This window comes from Kordia sp. (genome assembly GCF_965224175.1).
Lineage (GTDB): Bacteria > Bacteroidota > Bacteroidia > Flavobacteriales > Flavobacteriaceae > Kordia.
In genome coordinates this window covers 1536622-1560782 of the sequence record NZ_OZ245041.1, presented here as the reverse complement: position 1 = coordinate 1560782, position 24161 = coordinate 1536622, and the positions used below count along the sequence as shown (strand labels likewise).

Sequence of the window (24161 nt, the reverse complement as noted above, 5' to 3'; positions counted from 1 at the left end):
AATTCAAAAATTATAATATTAAATTATCAAAAAAACTTATTAAAAATTGTTAATAAAAAAACGTTAAAATGCCTCTTTAAATCCTCGCTGAATACCAGTAAATGTTGTATATTGACCCGATTTGTAAAACTCGAAATATTAAAATATAAAATACATGGCAGAAGGAGAAAAGTTAATCCCTATTAATATTGAAGATGAGATGAAGTCTGCTTACATCGATTATTCGATGTCAGTCATTGTGTCACGTGCGCTTCCAGATGTAAGAGATGGTATGAAACCAGTACACCGTAGAGTGTTGTTTGGAATGCATGAACTCGGAGTTAGATCTAGTTCAGCTCATAAAAAATCTGCAAGAATTGTTGGAGAAGTATTAGGTAAGTATCACCCACACGGAGATACATCTGTATACGATGCAATGGTTCGTATGGCGCAAGAATGGAGTTTGCGTTATATGCTGGTTGATGGACAAGGTAACTTTGGATCAATTGATGGAGATAGTCCTGCAGCAATGCGTTATACGGAAGCAAGAATGCGTAAGATATCTGATGATATGTTAGCAGATATTGACAAAGACACCGTAGATCATTCCCTAAATTTTGATGATACGTTAAAAGAACCTACAGTATTGCCTACAAGAGTTCCTGGTTTATTAATTAATGGAGCTTCTGGTATTGCTGTTGGTATGGCAACAAATATGCCGCCGCACAACTTATCTGAAGTTATTGATGGAATTGATGCATATATTGACAATAACGATATAGAAATTGACGAATTAATCCAACACGTAAAAGCACCAGATTTTCCAACAGGTGGAATTATTTACGGATATGACGGTGTTCGTGAAGCCTTTAAAACAGGACGCGGAAAAGTTGTAATGCGCGGAAAAGCTGTCATGGAAGAAGTGCAAGGTAGAGAATGTATCATTGTAAGTGAAATTCCATACCAAGTCAATAAAGCAGACATGATTAAGAAAACTGCCGATTTGATCAATGATAAAAAGATTGACGGTATTTCTTCTATTCGTGATGAATCTGATAGAAAAGGAATGCGTATCGTTTACATTTTAAAACGTGATGCAATTCCAAATATCGTATTAAACAAACTATATAAGTATACAGCACTACAATCATCTTTTAGTGTAAATAATATTGCACTAGTAAATGGTCGTCCACAATTATTGAATCTAAAAGATATGATTCACTATTTTGTTGAGCATAGACACGAAGTAGTAACACGTAGAACGCAATACGAACTTAAAAAAGCAGAAGAACGTGCTCATATTTTAGAAGGTTTAATCATTGCTTCTGATAATATTGATGAGGTAATTGCTATTATTCGTGGTTCAGAAAATGCTGAAGCAGCTCGTAACAACTTAATCAAACGTTTTGAATTGACAGAAATTCAAGCGAAAGCGATTGTTGAAATGCGATTACGTCAGTTGACAGGTCTGGAACAAGACAAGTTACGTGGTGAATATGATGAGATCATGAAAAGTATTGAAGATTATCGTGATATTTTGGCAAACAAGTCAAGAAGAATGAATATCATCAAAGAAGAACTTGCAGTTATCAAAGATAAATATGGTGACGAAAGACGTTCAATGATCGAATATGCTGGTGGAGATGTAAGTATCGAAGATTTAATTCCAGATGAAAAAGTAGTAATTACAATTTCACATGCTGGTTATATTAAGCGTACCTCTTTAACAGAATACAAGAAACAAAATAGAGGTGGAGTTGGTCAAAAAGGAAGTGCGACTAGAAATGAAGATTTCTTAGAACATTTATTTGTTGGTACAAATCACCAATACATGTTATTCTTTACTCAAAAAGGAAAATGTTTCTGGATGCGTGTTTATGAAATTCCTGAAGGAAGCAAAACATCAAAAGGTAGAGCGATTCAAAACTTAATCAACATTGAAAAAGATGATAAGGTAAAAGCATTTATTTGTACGCAAAACCTAAAAGATGAAGAGTATATCAATAATCATTATGTGATTATGGCTACGAAAAAAGGTCAAGTTAAGAAAACACCTTTAGAGCAATATTCTCGTCCTCGTACCAATGGTATTAATGCAATTACAATTAAAGAAGGAGATGAGTTGTTAGAAGCAAAATTAACAACTGGAAACAGTCAGGTAATGTTGGCAGTAAGATCTGGAAAAGCAATTCGATTCGAAGAAGAGAAAACACGACCAATGGGAAGAAATGCTTCTGGTGTTCGTGGAATTAGACTTGCTAATGACAATGATGAAGTTGTTGGAATGGTTGCTGTAAACGATATGGAAAGTAATATCTTAGTAGTTTCTGAGAATGGATATGGAAAACGATCTAGTTTAGAAGATTACAGAATTACTAACCGTGGAGGAAAAGGAGTGAAAACTATTTCTGTAACAGAAAAAACAGGAGAATTAGTAGCTATTAAGAATGTATCTGATGAAGATGGATTGATGATTATCAATAAATCAGGAATCGCTATCCGTATGTCTGTTTCTGATTTAAGAGTTATGGGAAGAGCAACGCAAGGAGTTCGATTAATCAATATAAAAGGAAAAGATTCTATTGCGGCTGTTGCAAAAGTAATGAACGAAGAAGAAGAAGAAAATGCTGTGGAAGACCTTGAAAACAGTGAAGGTACAGAAAATGGCACGGCTGTTGATACAAACAATGATAGCGATAATAGCGAAACAAAAGAATAGTAATAACACAAACCTCAATTATTTTAAACACTTACAAAATGAAGAAGACAATTTTAATTTTCTCAGCAATGCTAATTACAGCATTTTCTTTTGCACAAAAGAAAGAATTAAGAGCTGTTGAGAAAGCATTAAAAAAAGGAAATACAGTAGAAGCAAAAGAAGTACTTGCTAGTATTTCTTCTACGATTGAAAATGCTGATGCAAAATATAAAGCTAAATATTACTTCTTAAAAGGAAGTACATATCAAGAATTAGCAGATAAAGGTATGGATGCGGATGCATCTTTAAAGATTGCTGGAGAAGCATATAATAAATTATTTGCTTTCGAAAAAGAGCAAAAAGAATTTAAGTATACGAAAGATGCTAAGCCAAAATTACAAACAATGATTAGTAAGTTGGTTGATAAAGCGATTGCTTCACAAAAAGCAAAAGACTTTGATAAGGCTTCAGATATATTGTACTTAACATACACGTTACAGCCAGAAAATAAGGACTTGTTGTACTATGCAGCTTCTAACTCTATTTCAGGGAAAGATTATGATACTGCATTAAAGTATTACGAAGAATTAAAAGCTGCAAACTATACAGGTGTGAAAACACAATATTTTGCTACGAATGTTGCTAACGGAAAAAAAGAATCTTTTCCAGATAAAACAATTAGAGATTTATCTGTAAAATCAAAATCGCATTCAAATCCTACAACTGAGAAAACAAAATCTCGTTTACCAGAAATCGTTAAAAATGTTTCTTGGATTTATACAAATCATATTGGAGATAATGAGAAAGCTTTAAAAGCTGTAGAAGAAGCAATTGCTGTAAACCCAAATGATTCTTCTCTTTTATTGACAAAAGGTAATATCTACTACAAAATGGGAGATACTGCTAAGTTCAAAGAAATCATGAAAGAGATCATTACTAAAAATCCTAATGATGTAGATTCATACTACAATATTGGAGTAATTAGTGCTGAAAATGGAGATGTAGAAGAAGCAAGATCAGCATACAGAAAAGTATTAGAATTAGATCCTGGATACATCAATGCAGGAATCAACTTATCTAAGACTTACTTAGACGAAGCTTCTGATATTGTTGACAAAATGAACGAATTAGGAAATTCTTCAGCAGACAATAAAAAGTTTGAAGAATATCAAGGACAGCAAACAGCTTTATACAGAAAGTCATTAAAAGTATTAGAAGGAATTTCAGAAAGTGTTCCTGATGATGTACAAATCTTAAAGCAATTAAAAGGTTTATACTCTTTCTTGGGAGAAGATGATAAATTCAAAAAAGTGAAAGCTAGATTAGCTGAGCTAGGACAATAGTCTTGTAGATATACAAACTAAAAAACCTCGTTACAGTGTAACGAGGTTTTTTTTATATCCTAATTTTCTAAAATACTTCCTAAATAATCTTTTTAATCACACGTAGTCTATGTGTATGACGATTGGTTTCTACATTGAAAATTCCAGAATGATCAATACGATCAATACGAACTTTTCCATGTGCATGAATGATATAATTATTTTCCATGATGATTCCAACATGAATAATATTTCCTTCTTCATTATCGAAAAATGCTAAATCGCCAGGTTCACTTTCTTCAATAAAACTTAATGGATCACCTTGGGTTGCTTGTTGAGAAGCATCACGCAATAGTTTATAGCCATTCAGTTTGTAGACCATTTGTGTAAAACCAGAACAGTCAATTCCGAAAGGAGTTTTTCCGCCCCATAAATACGGAGCGCCTAAATACATATATGAAGTTTTAATAATATTTTCTTTCGGAAGAATTCCTGTCACTGTATCTCCATCATATTGATGAGAAAATAGTGACAATGGATTTAATACGGCACCAATAGGTATTGGCATTAACTGCGTATCATCAGTAATAAATTCTACCAAATCGGAAGTTAAGACTAAATCTTCTTTGTCTTTCTCCTTGTAAATATCTTCAGAAACTTCTAAGTATTGTTTATTATCAATCCAACCTTCATACTTATCAAATGCAATGCGAATCCTGCTCCATTTCTTGCGTTGCTCTAACACTTTAAAATGTTCTCCATACAATACTTGTGATACGAGTTCACTCATATCACTTGGTTCAGCACGAAGCGGAACAATACTTAAATTGCAAATTCCGTATTGCATTTATATAAAATCTGGTATTTTTTAATTGGAAATTAAGCTCTTTCTAAAACTAAAGCAGAAGCACCACCACCACCATTACAAATAGCTGCGGCTCCTAATTTAGCATTATTTTGCTTTAATACGTTTACTAAAGTAATTAAAATACGTACTCCCGAACAACCTAATGGATGTCCTAAAGAAACGGCACCACCATTTACATTTACTTTATCGTCAGAGAGTCCAAGAATCTTCATATTAGCCAATCCAACAACAGAGAATGCTTCGTTAAATTCGAAATAATCAATATCATCAATACTTACATTTGCTTTCGCTAATGCTTTTGGAAGCGCTTTTGCTGGTGCAGTTGTAAACCATTTTGGTTCATGAGCAGCATCTGCATATCCTTTTATAGTAGCCAAAGGAGTTAATCCTAATTCAGCTGCTTTTTCAGCACTCATTAATACCATTGCTCCAGCTCCATCATTAATAGTAGAAGCATTGGCAGCAGTAACTGTACCTTCTTTAGTAAATGCAGGACGTAAAGCAGGAATTTTTTCCATTTTTACATTCTTATATTCTTCGTCTTCGTTTACGATAACTGGTTCACCTCTTCGTTGTGGAACCTCTACAGGAACTATTTCATCTGCAAATTTTCCTTCAGACCATGCCTTCGCAGAACGTTCGTATGACTGAATTGCAAATGCATCCTGATCTTCTCTAGAAAAACTATATTCAGTAGCACATGCATCAGCACAAACACCCATAGCAACATTATCATACACATCTACCAAACCATCTTTCTGCATTCCATCTTCCATCTTTGCTGGTCCAAACTTAGTAGCTTTTCTTGCATGATAATAATGAGGAATAGAACTCATATTTTCCATTCCACCAGCAACTACAATATCAGCATCGCCTAAAGCAATTGCTTGTGCAGCTTGCATAACGGCTTTCATACCAGAAGCACATACTTTATTTACAGTAGTACAAGGAACGGTATCTGGAATTCCAGCAAAAATAGCTGCTTGTCTCGCAGGAGCTTGCCCAGTTCCAGCTTGCACAACATTTCCCATAATAACTTCTTGTACATGCTCTGGAGCTAAATTTATTTGTGCCAATGCACCTTTAATAGCTGTAGCTCCTAGCTTTGGAGCAGGTATAGTGGATAAAGCGCCTAAAAAACTTCCTATTGGAGTTCTTGCAGCTGCTACAATAACAACTTCTTTACTCATGATTTTTCCTTAAAGTTTAATTGCTGCGAATTTAATTATTTTTTAGAAGATATCCGTATAAATTATCAATTTAACCGATAATAAGACACGCTTAATTTTATTACTTTTGAATATTAACATATATTCGTTTAATGAAGCAGCTCATCACTAAGTTATATCAAAACCAATCATTTGTATATAAAATCTTTTTATATATACTCACAACGGTTTTAGTGGTATACCTTTTTCCAAAAGGAGGAAAATTCCAATATGAATTTCAAAAAGGAAAACCTTGGCAATATGAAACGTTACTTGCTCCTTTTAATTTTCCTATCACAAAAACAAATGCAGAAATAGAAGCAGAGAAAGCAAACATTACTGCAAATGCTAAAACATATTACGATTACAATGCTGCAACAGTTGATCGTATTAAGAATGATTTTGATGAAGAATTTGACGAAATTTTTTCTGTAGATAGTCTCATAGATACGAATGGTTTTTTAAGTCTAAAGCGAAAAGCGAGTAGGTTATTAACTAAGTTGTACAGAAATGGAGTTATAGCAACTGTTGATGATTCTAAAAGCAATCAACTCGTCGTACTGATTCAAGATAATGTAGAACGAAATATAAGTTACAATAGTTTTGTTAAGCTCAATAATCTTCAATATCACGTTAAAAAGTTTGTTGAAGATCAAGTGTTAGAAAATTACGAATCGCCATTGTATAATCTTTTCTTTGAAATTATTGAACCTAATGTTGAAATCAATCAACAAATTACTAATAGCGTGCTGTCGCAAGAATTAAATTCCATAGCATACACACGCGGAAATGTTCAAGAAGGCGTTCGAATAATAGCCAAAGGAGAAGTGGTAGAAGGAGAAAAACTAGCACAATTAAATTCACTTAAAAAAGAATACGAATCGCAAGTATGGAATGAATCTAACTACAATTGGATTGTATTTGGATATACAATTTTAGTAGCGCTGGCATTGTTGATGTTGTTATTGTTTATTCGAAAATATCGTCCAGATATCTATGAAAATAACAACAAAGTAACTTTTATCTTTATGAATATAGTATTCATGATTGTATTAACGACTTTGGTGGTAAAATATAATGCTAATTATGTATATGTGGTTCCGTTGTGTATTCTACCTTTAATTCTCAAAGCGTTCTTTGATGCTCGATTGGGATTATTTGCACATGTACTAACAGTTTTATTACTCGGATTTATTGTGCCAAATAGTTCAGAATATATCTTTTTACAAATCATAGCAGGTATTGTAACTATTTTAACGGTTTCTGAGCTATATAAGCGCGCCAATCTCTTTATTTCGGTAGGACAAATTACTTTGATTTATATCATCGCTTATTTTGCCTTTTATATTACGCATGAAGGAGGAATTAAATTTTCAGAAGTGTTTAGTAGTAATGAATCAGGAAATTTGCATGTCATTTGGGTATACTTCATGCAATTTATGCTTTGTGGATTGGCAACTTTGTTTGTGCAACCGCTAATTTATATTTATGAAAAAATATTTGGACTAGTGTCAGATGTATCGCTATTAGAACTTTCAGATACCAATTCTAAACTTTTGAAACGACTAGCAAATGAAGCACCAGGAACATTTCATCATTCGCTTCAAGTGGCAAATCTTGCGGAAGCTGCAGCAAGTGAAATAGGAGCAAATACAATGTTAGTTAGGGTAGGAGCTTTGTATCATGATATTGGCAAAATGAACAATCCTACATTTTTTATAGAAAATCAGGCTACTTCGGTAAATCCACATGATGAATTGGCACCAGATGAAAGTGCAACTATGATTATTGATCATGTATTAGATGGTATCGAAATAGCAAAAAGCAATAAACTCCCCGATCGTATTATAGATTTTATTCGTACACATCACGGAACATCTACGGTATATTACTTTTACAAAAAGGCAAAAGAATTAGATGAAGAAGTTTCCATAAAGAAATTTCAATATCCAGGACCAATACCATTTTCTAAGGAAACAGCAATATTAATGATGGCAGATTCTGTAGAAGCAGCTTCAAAAAGTTTAAAAGAGCCAACTTCTCAAAAAATTGATCAATTTGTAGAACGCATTATTGATAAGCAAATGGACGAACAACAATTTATGAATGCAGACATTACGCTGAAAGAAATTGTAACGATCAAAAAAGTATTAAAAAAGAAGTTAAACAACATCTATCATTTAAGAATTGAATATCCTGAGTAATCACTAGTTGATTGAAAATTAAAATATTGTAAAAAAAATAACAAAAAAAGACTAAAAAAACGTTTAAATAGTTGCGCGATACGAAATGAACAGTTACATTTGCAACCGCAATTTCACAATTGTACAAGTTCTTAAAACAAAGAAATATTGGAGAGGTGGCAGAGTGGTAATGCAGCAGCCTGCTAAGCTGTCATCCTTCGGGATGCCCGGGTTCGAATCCCGGTCTCTCCGCTTTTTTTAGTTTAATAGAATTTCGGGGTGTAGCGTAGCCCGGTTATCGCGCCGCGTTTGGGACGCGGAGGTCGCAGGTTCGAATCCTGCCACCCCGACATAATAAAATAAAGTGAAGTGAAAAAAGCCCGCGTACATGCCGGCATTCTCACTAAAAATGTCTACCTGACATTTTATTTTACACTCGGTCCGGTCGCGTAGCTCAGCTGGATAGAGCATCTGCCTTCTAAGCAGACGGTCACAGGTTCGAATCCTGTCGCGATCACAAGACAAAAGCCTTACTATTTCTAGTAAGGCTTTCTTGTTTTTGCTAATATAACTTTTTAGTGATTTACGCTTTTTAAGCCTATTAATAAACTTCAAAAATGTATCTTAGTAGATATCTCAAGCTAAAAATTATGTAACTCTAATCGTATTTGTAAGCAGTTAACTAAATAAGTCTAAAAAAGCTTTTTTATGAGTTTTTGATATTGGAACTCTATAATCATCTCCAAGAATTAAATACCCTTCGTTTTCAAAATGTCGTACATGTTCTAAGTTAATTATATGTGATTTATGACATTTAAAGAATTTTTTGCTTAATGCTTTTTCAAACTTCCCTAAATTATAAGAACTCGTTAATGTAGTGTTGTTCGTAAAATATATTTGTGTGTAGCCTTCATACCCTTTTAAATGCATTACTTCTTCTTCAGGAATAAAAGAGATTCCTTTTGATGTAGGAACAACAACTTTATTTTTTCTAAAAATGTTTTCAAATAATAGCGTAGCGAGCTTTTCATTAGAATTTTGTTCTTGCTTTGAGGTATTATTTTTTAATACTTTAGTTACAGCAGATTTTAAATCATCATTATCTATTGGTTTTAAAATATAATCTATTGCACATTTTTTAAAGGCTTCAATGGCATATTCACTATAAGCAGTTACAAAAATGACTTGAAATTGAATATTTTTTATTTCAGAGAGTAACTCAAAACCATTTATTCTAGGCATTTCTATGTCTAAAAAAAGGACATCAGGTTGTTTTTCATTAATTGCAATAATAGCTTCTTCAGGCTTTTGATATAACCCAATGATTTCTATTTCAGGAAACAACTTTTCTATTTTCTTCTGTAGTCCTTTCAAGTTAGAAACTTCATCATCTACTAATATGGATGTCAGTTTATTCATTAATGATTTTTTTTATAATAAATATTGCTTTGTTGCCTTTGTCCTTGTGATCAGGGAAAACTTCTTCATTTTCATGAGTGATACTCCATTTTCTTGATTGATTTAAAATACGAAGTCTATCTTGAAGCACATTAGATGAATTCTCTTTTTTTCGAGTTAGATTTTTAGTGCCTTTGTAACCAACTCCATTGTCAATAATTTCTACTCTGAATGTAGAAGTATCGATATAAATAAATTGAAGCGTAATCATTCCATTTTCTTCTTTATTAAAAATACCATGATTTACAGCATTTTCAACTATTGGTTGTAATAACATAGTGGGAATTTTTGTGCTATTTATAGGCAGCTCTTCATGTATAATAATTTGATACGTTAATTTTTCTTTAAACCTCAATTTTTCAATTTCCAGATAGTTTTCAAGTAATTTTATTTCCTCTTTTAGTGTAATTTCATTTTCTTTTGACAATTCAAAGAATCGACGAATGAGTCTAGAAAATTTCACCAAATAGAGTTCAGATGCTTCAAAATCATTTTCATTGATGTAATATTGAATTGCTGATAAAGAATTAAACACAAAGTGTGGATTCATTTGTGAACGTAATGCTCTGAGTTTTATTTCAGATAGCTCTTTCTCTTGAATAAGTTTTTGATCTTTTCTGCGTTGTATACGTCTACCAAGTATCCAAACTGCAGAAAGTAACGTTATAGCTATTCCAATTCCAGCTAAAGCTCTAAATATGATTGTTTGCCACCACAAAGGCTTAATGGTAAAATGGAATGATTTCTCAATACCGTTTTGAGAAATTATAAGTTGATAATCGTTAGGTTGTAAGTTATTAAAACTGATATTCGACGTTGTTGACGAATTCCAGTTCTTCTGAATTGGCGCTAATTTATAATTAAAGGTTTGGATTTTATTCTCTTCAGAAAAATCGATGGTAGCAACCAATATATTTACATTGTTATCAACCGTATACATAACTTCAGTACCTTCAGAAAGTGTTTTTGAATTATACCGTATTTTATCTATGAATACATCTAAAAATAACGTTTCCTTTTTAACTTTTTTAGGAATACTTACCAAGCCATTATCAGTTGCCACAAAGAGTTTATCTTTTATTACAACAACGGTATTTACATTGTTTATAGGTGTTCCTTCATTCGTATTAATAGTAGTTTTTAGTACAAAATCTTTCCCTATTTTTTCATAGTGCCACACTCCTTTATTTGTAGCTAGCCAAATAGCATTTTCTTGTATAAAGGCATCTTGAACACTTAGATATTTTGTTTCGTTTAATATTTGTAGTGTATTGTTATTCGCAATATAAGCACCAAAGCCATCCGTGTTAATTAAAAATTGGGTTTCAGATATTTTTTTTAAGCTTAAAATTGACTTGTTCAGCAGTTCATTATTGTAAGGAATAGAAACAATAGTATCTTTTTTCAAAGATTTTAATCCGTTTGTAGTAGCAATTAATAATTGATTGTTAAATGATAAAATATCATTCATCCCTTTTTGTTCATATGCTTTCTCGATAGAAAATGTTTTTGAATTCAATTTATTCACTCCAAAAGCAAACATTCCAAACAGCTGACCTTCATGAAATAGTAACTTTCGGATTTTATCATTATTTATTGAATTACTAGATGCATAGTCATATAAAAGCTTTATATCTTTTCCATTTTTCGAGTAAATATTACCATTAGATAGATAATAAATATTTGGATTGCCTTTTATTGACTGAGTTCCATAGATATATCCTTTTGTTTCTAATTTTTGAATAAATTTTCTTTTTTTGAAATCATATTCATAGAATCCTTTATCATATACACTAGCGATTAACTTGTCTTCAACGATGTCTAAGGATTGTACTTTTTCACCTAAAAAGGAATATTTCGCATCTCTTTTGTTATAAGGTATTTTATATACACCATTGTTAAACGTTGCACACCAAACTGTATTTGAAATATCTATTAAGCCAAAATGAGCGTTAATTTCTTTCGGAAAAAAGAAAGGATCAACAATATTAAATTCTTCATCTAAATATGCTACAAATCCCTTCCCTGATATTTGAAGCTTATTATGTACTAAATTTATTCTTCCGTATTGTACATTTTCTTTATGAAGTTGATTTTTAAAATATTTACGATGTAGTTTTAATGTTTTGAGATTTAGAATATGATAGTTTTTCTCATTTATAAAGAAAAACAAACTATCAGTTATTTGTCCTCGTTTATTATTTAATATGAAATCTGTTGCATCAAATGTAGCTTTACTCGAAGCATTTTTTCCAAAAACTGATAGTGAATTTAAAGATTTATTTAATTGTAAATAGTCTATTTTTGAATGAAATACCTTCATTTTATTATGACTATTCAGGTTTTTTTTCCATTGTTTATCAACTAATTGATATGAAGTGGTTGGTCCAGTTGGATAGACGTCATCTTTTACTTGTGAAGAAAAAATCGGATTGATAATTTCATTAGAAATCTCACTAGGGAAAGATTGAACCGTATCGTTAGAAATATATCCTAACTGTGCCGCTTTTGATAAATACCAAACTTTATTATCTGATGTAATAAACGCATTCCATACATCATTATTAGGCAAACCTTCTTTGGTGGTGAATTGTTTGAATTCAAATCCATTATACTTTACCATGCCTTTATCTGTCAAAAACCAAATAAAGCCATCTATATCTTGTAATATGGTATAAACATGATTGCTTGGTAAATTATCTTTAACTGTGTAGTTACTATAGTTTTGAGCATAAAAAAAACTCCATAACAGAAAAAATATAAATGTGATATGGAGTTTTTTATGTTTCAATAGCGGTATCTTATTTTTTTAATAGTTTTTTGAAAGTCATGATACATAACTGTTTCAGAAGATAAATTTATTATTTTAATTTTTCTTTCTTTAGTCAACTAAGTATAATTATTGGTTTTTATTGACATACTTTTAAACCGCCTCCTAAATCAACACATGTTGTTCCAGCTGGGCAATCACCATCACTTACACATATATCATAACAGACACCATTTACGCAAACTCCTGTGCAGTCTGAATCTGTACTACATTCATCGATCTCTCCGTCACAATCATTATCAATTCCATCTTGTATTTCCTGAGCTCCAGGATTGTTATTGGCGTCTAAATCATCACAATCTGTATTATCAATAACATAACCAGTAGGAGCCATACTACCTGCAATGGTTGAAGTATTTATATCTCCATATCCATCACCATCATTATCTGCATAATACGTTGTTGCAGCAACACAGACACCATTTTCACAAACTTCTCCAGCGCCACAATTAGTCGAAAGCAAACCATCTATTTGTCCATCATTGTCATTATCTATACCATCACAAATTTCTGTTGCATTAGGAAATGAGTTCACATCATTATCGTTAAAGTCATTACTATTAGTCACATAACCAGTAGGTTGTGTGCATGACATTTGCGTTTGATTTATATTTCCAAAACCATCACCATCTAAGTCTTGATACCAAACTTGTTCAGTACAAGAAGAATCGTCGCTGCTACATGCAGTTAAGACAAGCATAACTACAAGGAAATTAATTATTGTTTTTAGTTTCATAAGTATATTTTTACTCTTCAAGAAATTGAATATAAATTTTAGGAATTCCGATATTTGCCACAGGTCCGCCGCCGCCTAGTTGCACATCTACAAAATTTGAACTATTAAAAATGATATTGCCTTGAGTAACAGGAAAGCTAGGCACATTTGCAATATATCCCATAGAACTATTTAATCCGTCTCCTCCAGTTCTTCTAATTGTATATTCCGTTCCTGCTATTACAGGGAAACTACTTGATAAATCGGCATATTCAATTGTTGAACTAGAAAAAATTTGAGTAACCATATGTCCATTACCTTCGACTATTTCTAAAGTATAAGGTGTATTTGAATTGTCAACTGCAAAAGGTATTGTTTGAACCAAACTTTGATATCCTAATGCGCAAATAGCTCCGTTGACAGATGAGGTAAATTTATATTCATGTTGCTGTAAATCCATAGTACCTTCATTGCCTATTGCTATAAAAATAGATTCCAATATTGGAGTCGCATCATCACAGGTTTGTACGGTTACATTAGGAGGTTCGGAATTACAACTAGCACCTATCACAAATACTGCAATAACAAGCAGTATTGTTGGAACAACTGTTTTTGAAAAGTGTTTCTTCATAATTTAATTATTGAATGTATTTATAGTTAATTGTTTGTGTAATTTGAAATAGAAATAAGCTGCAATTGAAATGAGACATAAGGCTATAAATTGCGAATGTGAAATAAGGTTTTGTATAATAAATCCTCTTTCATCACCTCTAAAAAGCTCTAATGTACTTCTGCCAATTCCATACAGAATGAGGTATATTAAAAAAAGCTGTCCATTGAATTGTTTCCGCTTTTTGAGAGCTATTAAAACCATGAATATTGTGACGAGCATACCAACTTCATATAATTGAGTTGGATGTACTTTTACAGATGTTGTTGGAAAAATGATCCCTAAAAAACTTTCTGTCGACTTTCCAAAGCAGCAACCAGCCATAAAGCAACCCATACGTCCTAAAGCATGCACTATAATAGTTGTAATAGCAAAAATATCTAGCATTGCTAACACATTCATTTTCTGTTTCTTCAGGTACCAAATAATGAAAGGAATAATTGTAACAAATGATCCGTAAAAGACAAATCCACCCGAAAAATTATCAAGCATTAAAGATGGGTTTTCTATGTATAACTGCGGATTTTGCATGTAATAGAAAAACTTTCCTCCAATAAATCCTGCGATAAATATGAAGTAGAAAAAAGTATTTGATAAGTTCGTAATTCCTAAATCTTTTTTCGCGCTCCATCTTGTGTATACTGCGGCTATTAATGTGCCTAAAACGATGCAAGTTGCATAACTATATATTGTAATTTCTTGTCCGCCTAAAAAACTAGGTAATTGAATGTCAAATAGCTCTGGATACATTTTACCTTATTGTTTGATTATTTTTTTTGTAAAAAATCCATCTGCAGAAGAAATTTTTAAAAAATAAATTCCATTCGAAATATTCTTCATGTTAAGTGTATTTTCTCCTTGGTATAAAATTCCTTTTTGAAGATGTTGTCCTTTGGTGTTCATCAAACTATAGCGAGCTTCTTTTTGAATTGAGACTTCAATTTGACTTTTTGCAGGGTTTGGGTAACAAATAATATCATTAGTTGTTGCATATGAATTCCTTCCTAAAGCATTAGAGTTTTCTATTCGAATAGCTAAGTTATCTGCAGGTATGATTTCGTTACCAATGATTAATAATCCATCACTTCCATCACTATTTTCAAATCCAACTTCTGAGTCTACAAAATTCCCCGAACAATTGGATGATGTTGCTAAAAAACTAGCATCCATATCAAGATATTGGAATACGATAGAATTATCAGTACTATCTAGAATGACTTGAAATGTGTTGTCTCCTAAAAAGCCATTTGCATTGTTAAACCAAAAAGGAACATTTATAAACGAAATAATGAACTTATTCGTTTGATATTGTTCATAATAAACTTTTCCTGCGTTATTATTTCCTGTAAAATTTAAATCGACTAAAAAAGGGCATATCAAATTATCTGCTTGCGTTCCCATAGTAGGAAGAATAGGAAAACAATTTGCTACATTAGAAACAGTATTAAAACTAATCCAACCATTAGAACCAATTGCAATGGTAGAATATACAGTACCATAATAATTAAAACTGATTCCCATATTTACAGAGTTTACACTGTTATCATCTGCCAAACCTGTAACTAGCGTACCAGTTGAAGTAATATCAATCCAATTAAATAAAGGTCCATCAACATCATCGGAATTTTTCCAATTGTAGCCATAATTATCTGGTCCTCCAGAAGTTTGAGAAAATACCAATGATGAAAACAGACTGCATACAATAAATAGTGATCTTAGGGAATGAAACTGCTTCATAGATGATGATTTTAATATAATCATTCAAAAAGTAAATTGTATATGAGTTTGTCAGACACTAATTACAGTTTGATTAATGGAAAATTATAAATACAGTTCAAATGTAAATTCTAATGTAACTAAAAAGAATTCCGATTAAAGGAACTACTTGTTTTATTTATCAAAACGATAACTTGATGGAATGAACTCCTTATTTAAAATTAGAAGTACACGATTTAAAGTATATCTACACTAAATGTTTAGAAAGAGGTTTATCTTGCTTTTATCTACCGTGATGTTCCTTTCTAAACAAGCGAATCTCTCGCAATATTTCTGTAAAGATTCTCATCTTGAAGACTGTTGATTGCAAAATAAAACCTCATTAGATATGCTTTCTAACTTTATTTAACAAATAATTTAAATCTTTTGAAATAAAGCAGTAATACTAAATTTCTTTTATATTTGTTGCAACCAAGTTGCATTAATTGAATTAAAGAAATAAAAATGATCGATAAAAAACTTCCAGTAACCGTATTGAGCGGTTTTTTAGGAGCAGGAAAAACAACATTGCTCAACCACGTTTTGCATAACAAAGAAGGGTTGAAAGTTGCAGTAATTGTGAATGACATGAGTGAGGTAAATGTAGATAGTGAATTGGTGAAAAGCCAAAATACATTGTCTCGTACCGAAGAAAAGTTAGTAGAAATGAGCAATGGTTGCATTTGTTGTACACTGCGAGAAGATTTAATGCTAGAAGTAGAACGATTGGCAAAAGAAAATAGATTTGATTATCTACTTATTGAAAGTACAGGTATTAGTGAGCCTATTCCTGTAGCGCAAACTTTTTCTTTTGTTGATGAAGAAAACAATATTGACTTATCTCGCTTTAGTTATGTAGATACCATGGTTACTGTTGTAGATGCGTTTAATTTTTTCAAAGATTTTGGAAGTCCTGAAAGGTTAATGGATAGAAGTTTAACAGATATAGAAGGAGATGAACGTACGATAGTGAACTTACTAACTGACCAAATAGAGTTTGCTAATATTATTATTTTAAATAAAACAGATTTAGTACAAAAAGAACATATAGGAGTTTTACGTGCTATGATCAATAAATTAAATCCATCTGCTAAAATTATTGAATCTTCATTTAGCAAAGTGGATCCAAAAGAGATATTAAATACAAATTTATTCAACTTCGAAGAAGCAGAACAAAGTGCAGGTTGGATTGAAGAACTCAATAAAGATGAGCATACGCCTGAAACAGAAGAATATGGTATTAGCTCGTTTGTATACAGAAGTAAAAAACCTTTTGATCCAACACGGTTTTGGGAATATGTAGCACAAAAATTTCCAAATAACATCATAAGAAGTAAAGGACTATTTTGGATTGCATCACGACCAGAACAAGCATTGATTTGGGGACAAGCTGGCGGTTCGTTACGCTCTGATAATGCAGGTGTTTGGTGGGCTAGTATGCCTTTTGAAGAACGTTTTCAATATGCAGCATTTATTCATAATCAGGAAGAAATTGAAAGTGATTGGGATCTTGCCTTTGGCGACCGAAAAAATGAAATTGTTTTTATAGGTCAAGATATGAATGAAAGTCTTATTAGATCAAACCTAGATTCATGTCTTGCAACTGATGAAGAATTGGCAACCCAAAAATGGGAGAAAGGTTATGAAGATTATTGGCCAGTACAAAGAGTTCAACAACTATAATTAACTATAAACTTTAAATTATTAACAAACATGATTACAAAAGAACAAGTATTAGAAGCACAAAAAAACTGGGGAGATGGTGTCGTTAAAATAGGATCTTTAAAACATAATAGAGAAGAATGCGAATCGTATGCAAGTGATTTTCTAGATGTGCGTTATGCGTTTCAAGAAGGAACCGTCTTATTTAAACCAACTAAATGTGAAATAGAACAATTTAGACCAACTAAGCCAGAAGCATTATCATACTTTATTGCTGGAGACGATAGAGCTTGTAAAGAAGATAAAGGTTTTGCTATTCAACCTTGGACAAAAGTACGCTTCGAAAATGCAGGTATGATTTTAGAAGAAAATCGTGCAATTGCTATGGGAAATTATTTTTTCACAGATTTAGAAGGTAATGAAGCTAAAGTTGAATATACATTTGGGTATAAATTGATTGATGGAGCACTTAGAATTGACGTACATCATTCTTCATTTCCATACACTCATCCAGAACCAGTAGCCTAATGAATAAGACTCTTTTTCTTTTATGCCCAACTGATTGTTTAGAAACAACAATCAATAATACTTACGAGAGTAAAAACTATTTTTATACATCTCTCGGAAATTCATTTGTAGTTGATAATTCAACTATAAAAAGCATAAAAGAACTGATTCTGAAGCAGAATATTAAAAATATTTACTTTGTACTTTCCAATGACAATAAAATTATTTTAGATGCATTGGAAAGTCAATCTTTCTCTGAAAATATAGGTCTTAAAAATTTTTACAGCGAAATAATTAAACAAAAAGAAACCTCGGAGGTCATGTGGCTCATTACAAACAATAGGCATTTAATTATTTCTTATTTTCTTAATCATAAGATAAAAGAACTACAATTAGAATTAGATAAATTGTCGCTCAATTCAATTAAGATTAGAGGTAAGATTTATGATAGACATGAAACTGCTTTTAAAAATATTTACTCTAGTCTGACATGTTTAGAGAGTCATTGTTTAAATTAAATATTAGATGGAATATAGTCGTAGAAAATTCATTTCTTTTTTAGGAAAAGCAACGTTAGGAACTGTGATTGTTCCTCAGTTCTTAATAAGTTGTGGAAATACTTCAAAACCTTCTTCTGAATTTGAAAATACACCAGAAGCTGTTTTAAAAAAATTAAAAAATGTAGTCTTAGAAGCAATTCAACCTTCAGCTAAAGATGACTTGTTACTTGCTAATGGATTGAAGTATGACATCATTGTAAAGTATGGAGATAAAATCAATGAACAAGATACTTTTGGAGACAATAATGATTTTACCTGCTTTATCCCTTTTGATGAAAAAAATCCAAAAGACGGATTGCTTTGGGTGAATCATGAATATATAAATCAACTCTTTGTTTCTGGTTACAATTACCGAGATTCAGATGCTATACGTACTAAGGAACAAGTAGATAAAGAAATGTATAGTGTTGGTGGAACTATTGTTAGAATTAAAGAAGAAAATGGAAAATGGCAGGTTGTTGAAAACGATCCACATAACAAACGAATTACAGCGCATACGCCAATCAAATTAAATTGGGATACGCCAATAGCAGGAAAAACTACCGCGATTGGAACACTTAGTAATTGTTCTGGAGGAATTACACCTTGGAACACATTTCTAACCTGTGAAGAGAATTATGATAATTGTTTTGGAGAAATTACATACGATGAAAACAATAAACCTTCAAGAATTCCAAGTAGCTATTATGGTTGGGAGAAATATTATGACCATTCACCAGAACATTATGGTTGGGTAGTTGAAATAAACCCGAAAGATGGTTCTGCTCAAAAACACATTGCCTTAGGTAGATTTGCGCATGAATGTTGTACGTTGTATGAACTAGCAGACAAGCGAGTAGTGGCATACACAGGAGATGATAAAAACAATGAGCATTTGTATAAATTTATTTCTTCGAAACCAAGCTCTTTAAAAGAAGGAACCTTATATGTAGCAGATACAATCAATGGAAAATGGCTTGCGCTAGATTGGGAAAACCAGCCTTTACTGAAAGAAAAATTCAAAGACCAGACAGAAGTATTAATAAGAGCTAGAGAAGCTGCAAAAATACTTGGAGCAACTGAATTAAATCGTCCTGAAGATATAGAAATCGATCCAATAACAGGACATGTTTTAGTGTCTTTAACCAACAATAAAAGTAAAAATGATTTCCATGGTTCTATTCTAAAAGTGGAAGAAACTGATGGAAAATATGATGCATTAACTTTCAAGGCTTCCACATATATTGCTGGTGGAGAAGAAACAGGATTTTCTTGCCCTGATAATTTAGCATTTGATATGTCTGGAAACTTATGGTTTACTACAGATATTTCAGGAAGTTCCATGAATAGAGAAGATAAACCTTATATGTCATTTAAAAATAACAGTTTATTCGTTATTCCTAGATATGGTAAAAGTGCAGGAGAAGTAATTCGTGTCGTATCTGCGCCAACAGATGCTGAATTAACAGGACCTTGGTTTTCACCAGATGGAAAAACCTTATTTTTAAGTGTACAACATCCTGGAGAACAAACAAAAGATATCAAATCGCCAACGAGTACTTGGCCTTTTGATAAAGACAATATTCCAAAATCTAGCGTTGTAGCTATTACAGGAGACTTAATCGAAAAAATGAATAAGTTACGACAGATAGAAAATATAAATTAAGGCATTTTTTAAATCTTACGTTGCAAAACTAACAAAGCCTGTAATTTAAAATATTACAGGCTTTGCTGTAAATACGTCTGTAATAGTAAAAAAACTATAGACAATTCGTATTTCATATATTCGAGTTTTCTGATTGATAGTTTTGAAACACAATTCCTAAAGAGACTTACTCTTCAAGTTCCATTAGCATTTTTCTACTACCAAAATCAATTTCCTGTTTAAGTATTTTTCGTGTTGATTTTTCTATGTAATATGTGCTCACAGTAGTATTATTTGAAATATCATCTGTAGTTTCCACTTTCCATACCTGTTTTTCTATTCCGTGAACATCAATAGTTGTTTCTTGAGTATTTTTTATGGTTGCTGTAATGACTCCAATTTTTGACTTAGGATTGAAATCAAAAATTGAAATCGTACCTGAATATTCATTTTTTAGCGGTAATAATCGTATTAATTGAGGATAGAAATTACTATCGAAAAACGATGTCGTTATTTTTTCAGAAACTTCTGTTTTCACATTAGTAGACTTGTCTAAATAATAACCAGTAATATGTTCTCCAAACTTCAAAACCATTGCACGTTGTTGATTGAATGAAGAATGATATATAGGTTTTAATGTTTGTGTAGCCACAACTGTAGTATCAATCCATTTATTAGTTGATTGTTTCATGTTGACAGTAGTGATAATGTATGTTTTTTCAGTTTCTTTCTTAATCTGTGTTTGTATATTTCCAATTGGAATTTTTGTAGCATCTTGCATCATATACAAGGACATTTTAGAAGTCTCTGAATTTAAAAAATCAATATTAGCTTGGTTTTTCATTGGACTTATCAATACTTGTTGACTAAAAAGCTGTGTGAAAATGCTAAAAATAAATAGTAATGTAAAATGTGTTTTTTTCATGATTTTAAATGAGTTATTTTCTATTGATTTTATTACAATAGGCTTTGTTCGTTTGTTATGGTATTAAAAAAAGTCAAGAAGTATTCAATGCAGCCGATTGAATGAATGCACAACTTGCTATATATTTTTATGGTGAAAGCTACTGATAACCTAGAAGGCAAAATTTGATATAAATCAAATAGCAATACATGTGTAATAACTTTATAAATAGCTATCTAGACTAAAAAACAGTAAGAAGATGTTGTAATAATAATCAATACTTTGATTGTAAAATCTTGTAATGATGTTCTGTATGATAGGCTGTCCAAATTACAATTTCCCTAATTGTCATTCTTCCCATAAGAGGATGCGGAAGCAAATAAATATCTAAATCACGTTCATTCCATTTTTGAAATCTCTTGATCAACTTCTTCTTTTCTTTATCTAGTTTAGAAATATAAGAATGCTTATTTGTGAGTTTGATTTCTGGCATTTTCTTGGAGATATTGGCGACAGCACCAGGATTGTCCGCTAGCTTTTTTTGATATTTTTCAACAATTTCCTGATAAGTACGATTCTCTCTATTATTAGTACCCAATTTATACTTTAAATAAAATCTAGGCAACAACAGTGCTTTATTCAAAGCTCTTTCACTCTGTATTAAATGGACAATATGTTCGCCAGTATTCCATTTTCCTTGCGGTCCTTTTATCCAACTCTGATTTGGGTGATTTTGTAACCATTCATAAAGTACTTCATGTTTTTGGTTCAAAATATCAATTACTTGTTTTTTCGTCATGATGTAAACTAAACTGTAAATCTTGTTAAGAATGTTCTTTATAAAGATCTAATCATTTTTTAATTTGAATATAATATCCATAATTTCTACATCAGGAGCTTCATTTATAGCATACGCAGTAGGAATACTTTTCGCTAAATCAGATGCTTGATATGCTTGCATAGATTGTAAAGAGTTCCAAACATAGACGCCTCCATATTCTCCTGCGTTACTTGTTTTGATATAATATTTTTGTAACAGACCGGGAATCGATTTAAAATTAGCTTCTCTTTCTTTAGCTCTTTTTAATAATTCGTCTTGCGGTAAATCTGATTTCAACTTAATAATTTGCAATATCATATTCATTATATTTTGAATTTTATATCGCAATCTATTTACTTTTTATAATAGAAAATTGTAAAAATCGGTCGTTTTCATTCTTTAACAATGCCTTAGGCGTAAATCCTGTTATTTTCTTAATTTCTTTTATAAAGTGCGGTTGATCAAAATATCCTTGTTGCGGATATAATTCTCCTTTTCGTATCTGACTATAAGTAGCAGCACCTTTTCGAATACAACAATAACTTTTTAACGAAAGTCCAAAAGTAGATTTAAAATAACGATTTATCTGTCGTTTTGACCAATACGCTTGTTGCGAATAATATTCAACAGTACTAGTTCCTTTCGTATCATTGATTGACCTCAAAAGAACAGACTTTCTTGTGTCAATAGGATCTTCTTTTTCAATATGTGAAACCAAGTATTGATCCAGATACTCAAACAAATTACTGTTAGCATTCATATCAAAATCATCAAGTCCTAAATATGATTTTTCTATACTCTTTATATCATTAAGAGATGCGCCAATACTTCGTTTAATAATCTTTTCAACAGCTAATAACCTAAATTGTACTCCGTATATCGTAGTTTTTGGAGAAACTACAACGTTCGTTTTTTGATCCCATAAACCTGTTAAAAAAACTCCTTCAAGTTTATTATCGTGATAACAAATCAATAGATCAAAAAAGCCATCCGGCAATATGGTAAACAATTGTGATTCCTCTGTATTATTTTCAAGCTTCCAATAGCATCTTACATAGTCGCGCAGGTTTTGGTGTGCTTGTTGTTGATGGTAAGTCATTGAAAATTTTTATTTATGAATTTGTACGAGTACAGGAATCGACTTAAAACTAAATGAATTCTAACTTAAATCAAAATTAAGAAGCATTCAGTAATGCATCGGATTCATTTATAAACAAATACATCTGCTTCAAAACCTTACTAAATCAGTATAGTTTGATAGCTAAGAGTTTAAAAATCTACTGATTGAAAGACTTTTGTCAATTCCAAAATATTAAAATCACTGTATTTAGGTAAAACTAATGTACATACATACATTCCAGAAAAATAGGAGATTGCTTTATATTGTCCGCAGTTTTTAAAAGTGCTCTCCCAGATATTTTCTTTTGCTACAATTGTATCGACTTCCAGCAATTTAAAATCAATCATTAAACCTGTTTTAAAAATTTTTGAAAGCGCTTCTTTTACAGTCCAGATGAGTGTGAAACCTTTTACTTCTTCAGAAAATAACTTTGAAACCAATTGTACTTCTGCTGTAGTCATTTGGTCTTTTAAAGCTTCTGTATTATGAGCGTTGATTTCTTCAAAATCAATAGCCATAGGATGACTTTCAGGAAAAGCAATACTAAAACCTATAGTATTACAATGACTAATACTTAATTGAGTATTCTTTATTTTATCACACTGAATTACAGGGAATTCGAATACTCCAGCATCTATGAAAATATCGTTATATTGATTATAATTTGTAAATTCACAAATAGCTTTTTTTGCTGCTAACCTTCCAAGAAGATAACTTATTTTTCTCTGTTCATGTGAAAAAGAAGAATACATCTCATGTTCTTTAGGGTGAAGCGCTGCTAAATTTATTTCTAGTTCTTTAAGAGAGCCATTTATCATGGATATTGCAAAACGATGAACTGAATTCTTTCTGATTAATGGTAATAGAGTGGTGACAGTTTTCATGAGTTAATGTACAATTAGAACTAGTTTCGGTTGAAGAATTATCCAAGGATAAATAATTCATTTAGTAGTGCCTAATATAAATAATTTTAGGTTCTATTACGCTATAATATTGCTGATAAATACGATTGCTCCAAGTATATTGTTGAGGTGAAAATACCAAAAAACGGTAGAAAAAAACAGGTATTTTTACTTATACTTTCATTTAGTTTAAAACATAACTTTGTTAAAATGAGTAAGGCTATTTTAGTTTTACTCAAAGCATTAACCTACTATATTACTAATAACTTGAGCTTACAAACGTGATTATATCTTACATAGAATTGTATAAGTGCGAAGTAAGTTTGAGGATTTAGTTTTTATTCAAAAAATCATTAAAAAAATAGCCCCTTAATGG

At 31.5% G+C, this 24161-nt stretch carries 20 protein-coding genes and 3 tRNA genes; 10 read left to right on the top strand and 13 right to left on the bottom strand.

Annotated features, from left to right (window positions below):
• Positions 1-154: 154 nt before the first annotated feature.
• Both gyrA and ACOQOS_RS06810 read left to right on the top strand, forming a co-directional pair.
• Positions 155-2698 (top strand): DNA gyrase subunit A, encoded by a 2544-nt coding sequence (gyrA, locus tag ACOQOS_RS06815; protein WP_420574224.1) that lies wholly within the window; start codon positions 155-157, stop codon positions 2696-2698.
• Positions 2699-2736: 38 nt separating this feature from the next.
• On the top strand, positions 2737-4020 hold the full coding sequence (locus ACOQOS_RS06810; RefSeq protein WP_420574223.1) for a tetratricopeptide repeat protein: 1284 nt from the start codon (positions 2737-2739) through the stop codon (positions 4018-4020).
• A 79-nt stretch (positions 4021-4099) separates the two neighbouring features.
• On the opposite strand, the gene ACOQOS_RS06805 is transcribed toward ACOQOS_RS06810, so the two are convergent.
• Positions 4100-4846, bottom strand: a complete 747-nt coding sequence (locus tag ACOQOS_RS06805; RefSeq protein ID WP_420574222.1) for an NlpC/P60 family protein — start codon at positions 4844-4846, stop codon at positions 4100-4102.
• Positions 4847-4878: 32 nt separating this feature from the next.
• On the bottom strand, positions 4879-6057 hold the full coding sequence (locus tag ACOQOS_RS06800; protein ID WP_420574221.1) for an acetyl-CoA C-acyltransferase: 1179 nt from the start codon (positions 6055-6057) through the stop codon (positions 4879-4881).
• 131 nt (positions 6058-6188) lie between these two features.
• On the opposite strand from ACOQOS_RS06800, the gene ACOQOS_RS06795 reads away from it, so the two are divergent.
• The 4 genes from ACOQOS_RS06795 to ACOQOS_RS06780 all read left to right on the top strand — a co-directional run bounded on the left by ACOQOS_RS06795 (position 6189) and on the right by ACOQOS_RS06780 (position 8775).
• Positions 6189-8279 carry an HD family phosphohydrolase gene (locus tag ACOQOS_RS06795; RefSeq protein WP_420574220.1) on the top strand — a complete coding sequence of 697 codons (2091 nt, stop codon included), beginning with the start codon at positions 6189-6191 and terminating at the stop codon, positions 8277-8279.
• Between the two features lie 149 nt (positions 8280-8428).
• Positions 8429-8510, top strand: a tRNA-Ser gene (locus ACOQOS_RS06790).
• A 23-nt stretch (positions 8511-8533) separates the two neighbouring features.
• Positions 8534-8608 (top strand) — tRNA-Pro (locus tag ACOQOS_RS06785).
• Positions 8609-8701: 93 nt separating this feature from the next.
• Positions 8702-8775: transfer RNA gene (locus ACOQOS_RS06780), tRNA-Arg, on the top strand.
• 161 nt (positions 8776-8936) lie between these two features.
• On the opposite strand, the gene ACOQOS_RS06775 is transcribed toward ACOQOS_RS06780, so the two are convergent.
• The 6 genes from ACOQOS_RS06775 to ACOQOS_RS06750 all read right to left on the bottom strand — a co-directional run bounded on the left by ACOQOS_RS06775 (position 8937) and on the right by ACOQOS_RS06750 (position 15668).
• Entirely contained in the window at positions 8937-9677 is a 741-nt protein-coding gene (locus ACOQOS_RS06775; protein WP_420574219.1) for a LytR/AlgR family response regulator transcription factor, read from the bottom strand.
• A complete protein-coding gene (locus tag ACOQOS_RS06770; RefSeq protein WP_420574218.1) occupies positions 9670-12507 on the bottom strand; it encodes a histidine kinase in 2838 nt (945 codons plus the stop codon). The genes ACOQOS_RS06775 and ACOQOS_RS06770 overlap by 8 nt, the downstream gene beginning before the upstream one ends.
• 118 nt (positions 12508-12625) lie before the next feature.
• On the bottom strand, positions 12626-13282 hold the full coding sequence (locus ACOQOS_RS06765; RefSeq protein ID WP_420574217.1) for a putative metal-binding motif-containing protein: 657 nt from the start codon (positions 13280-13282) through the stop codon (positions 12626-12628).
• 10 nt (positions 13283-13292) lie between these two features.
• On the bottom strand, positions 13293-13892 hold the full coding sequence (locus tag ACOQOS_RS06760; protein WP_420574216.1) for a hypothetical protein: 600 nt from the start codon (positions 13890-13892) through the stop codon (positions 13293-13295).
• Positions 13893-13895: 3 nt separating this feature from the next.
• Positions 13896-14681, bottom strand: coding sequence for a prolipoprotein diacylglyceryl transferase (locus ACOQOS_RS06755; RefSeq protein WP_420574215.1), 786 nt, complete (start codon positions 14679-14681; stop codon positions 13896-13898).
• A gap of 6 nt (positions 14682-14687) precedes the next feature.
• Complete coding sequence (locus tag ACOQOS_RS06750; protein ID WP_420574214.1) at positions 14688-15668, bottom strand: T9SS type A sorting domain-containing protein; 981 nt, start codon at positions 15666-15668, stop codon at positions 14688-14690.
• 483 nt (positions 15669-16151) lie between these two features.
• On the opposite strand from ACOQOS_RS06750, the gene ACOQOS_RS06745 reads away from it, so the two are divergent.
• The 4 genes from ACOQOS_RS06745 to ACOQOS_RS06730 are packed head-to-tail and all read left to right on the top strand — an operon-like array spanning position 16152 to position 20060.
• Entirely contained in the window at positions 16152-17369 is a 1218-nt protein-coding gene (locus ACOQOS_RS06745; protein WP_420574213.1) for a GTP-binding protein, read from the top strand.
• Between the two features lie 30 nt (positions 17370-17399).
• The gene (locus ACOQOS_RS06740) at positions 17400-17876 is read left to right on the top strand and encodes a hypothetical protein (protein WP_420574212.1); all 477 of its coding nucleotides are present in this window, start codon (positions 17400-17402) and stop codon (positions 17874-17876) included.
• A complete protein-coding gene (locus tag ACOQOS_RS06735; RefSeq protein WP_420574211.1) occupies positions 17876-18373 on the top strand; it encodes a hypothetical protein in 498 nt (165 codons plus the stop codon). The genes ACOQOS_RS06740 and ACOQOS_RS06735 overlap by 1 nt, the downstream gene beginning before the upstream one ends.
• Positions 18374-18380: 7 nt before the next feature.
• Entirely contained in the window at positions 18381-20060 is a 1680-nt protein-coding gene (locus ACOQOS_RS06730; protein ID WP_420574210.1) for a PhoX family protein, read from the top strand.
• 166 nt (positions 20061-20226) lie between these two features.
• Here ACOQOS_RS06730 and ACOQOS_RS06725 read toward each other — a convergent pair whose 3' ends face one another.
• The 5 genes from ACOQOS_RS06725 to ACOQOS_RS06705 all read right to left on the bottom strand — a co-directional run bounded on the left by ACOQOS_RS06725 (position 20227) and on the right by ACOQOS_RS06705 (position 23767).
• Positions 20227-20964: a hypothetical protein gene (locus ACOQOS_RS06725; RefSeq protein ID WP_420574209.1), complete on the bottom strand. Its 738-nt coding sequence runs from the start codon at positions 20962-20964 to the stop codon at positions 20227-20229.
• A gap of 253 nt (positions 20965-21217) precedes the next feature.
• On the bottom strand, positions 21218-21742 hold the full coding sequence (locus ACOQOS_RS06720; RefSeq protein WP_420574208.1) for a DinB family protein: 525 nt from the start codon (positions 21740-21742) through the stop codon (positions 21218-21220).
• Between the two features lie 48 nt (positions 21743-21790).
• Positions 21791-22081 (bottom strand): YdhR family protein, encoded by a 291-nt coding sequence (locus ACOQOS_RS06715; RefSeq protein ID WP_420574207.1) that lies wholly within the window; start codon positions 22079-22081, stop codon positions 21791-21793.
• A 31-nt stretch (positions 22082-22112) separates the two neighbouring features.
• Positions 22113-22862 carry a DUF6597 domain-containing transcriptional factor gene (locus ACOQOS_RS06710; protein ID WP_420574206.1) on the bottom strand — a complete coding sequence of 250 codons (750 nt, stop codon included), beginning with the start codon at positions 22860-22862 and terminating at the stop codon, positions 22113-22115.
• Between the two features lie 170 nt (positions 22863-23032).
• Positions 23033-23767, bottom strand: coding sequence for a 4'-phosphopantetheinyl transferase family protein (locus tag ACOQOS_RS06705; protein WP_420574205.1), 735 nt, complete (start codon positions 23765-23767; stop codon positions 23033-23035).
• Between the last annotated feature and the right edge of the window lie 394 nt (positions 23768-24161).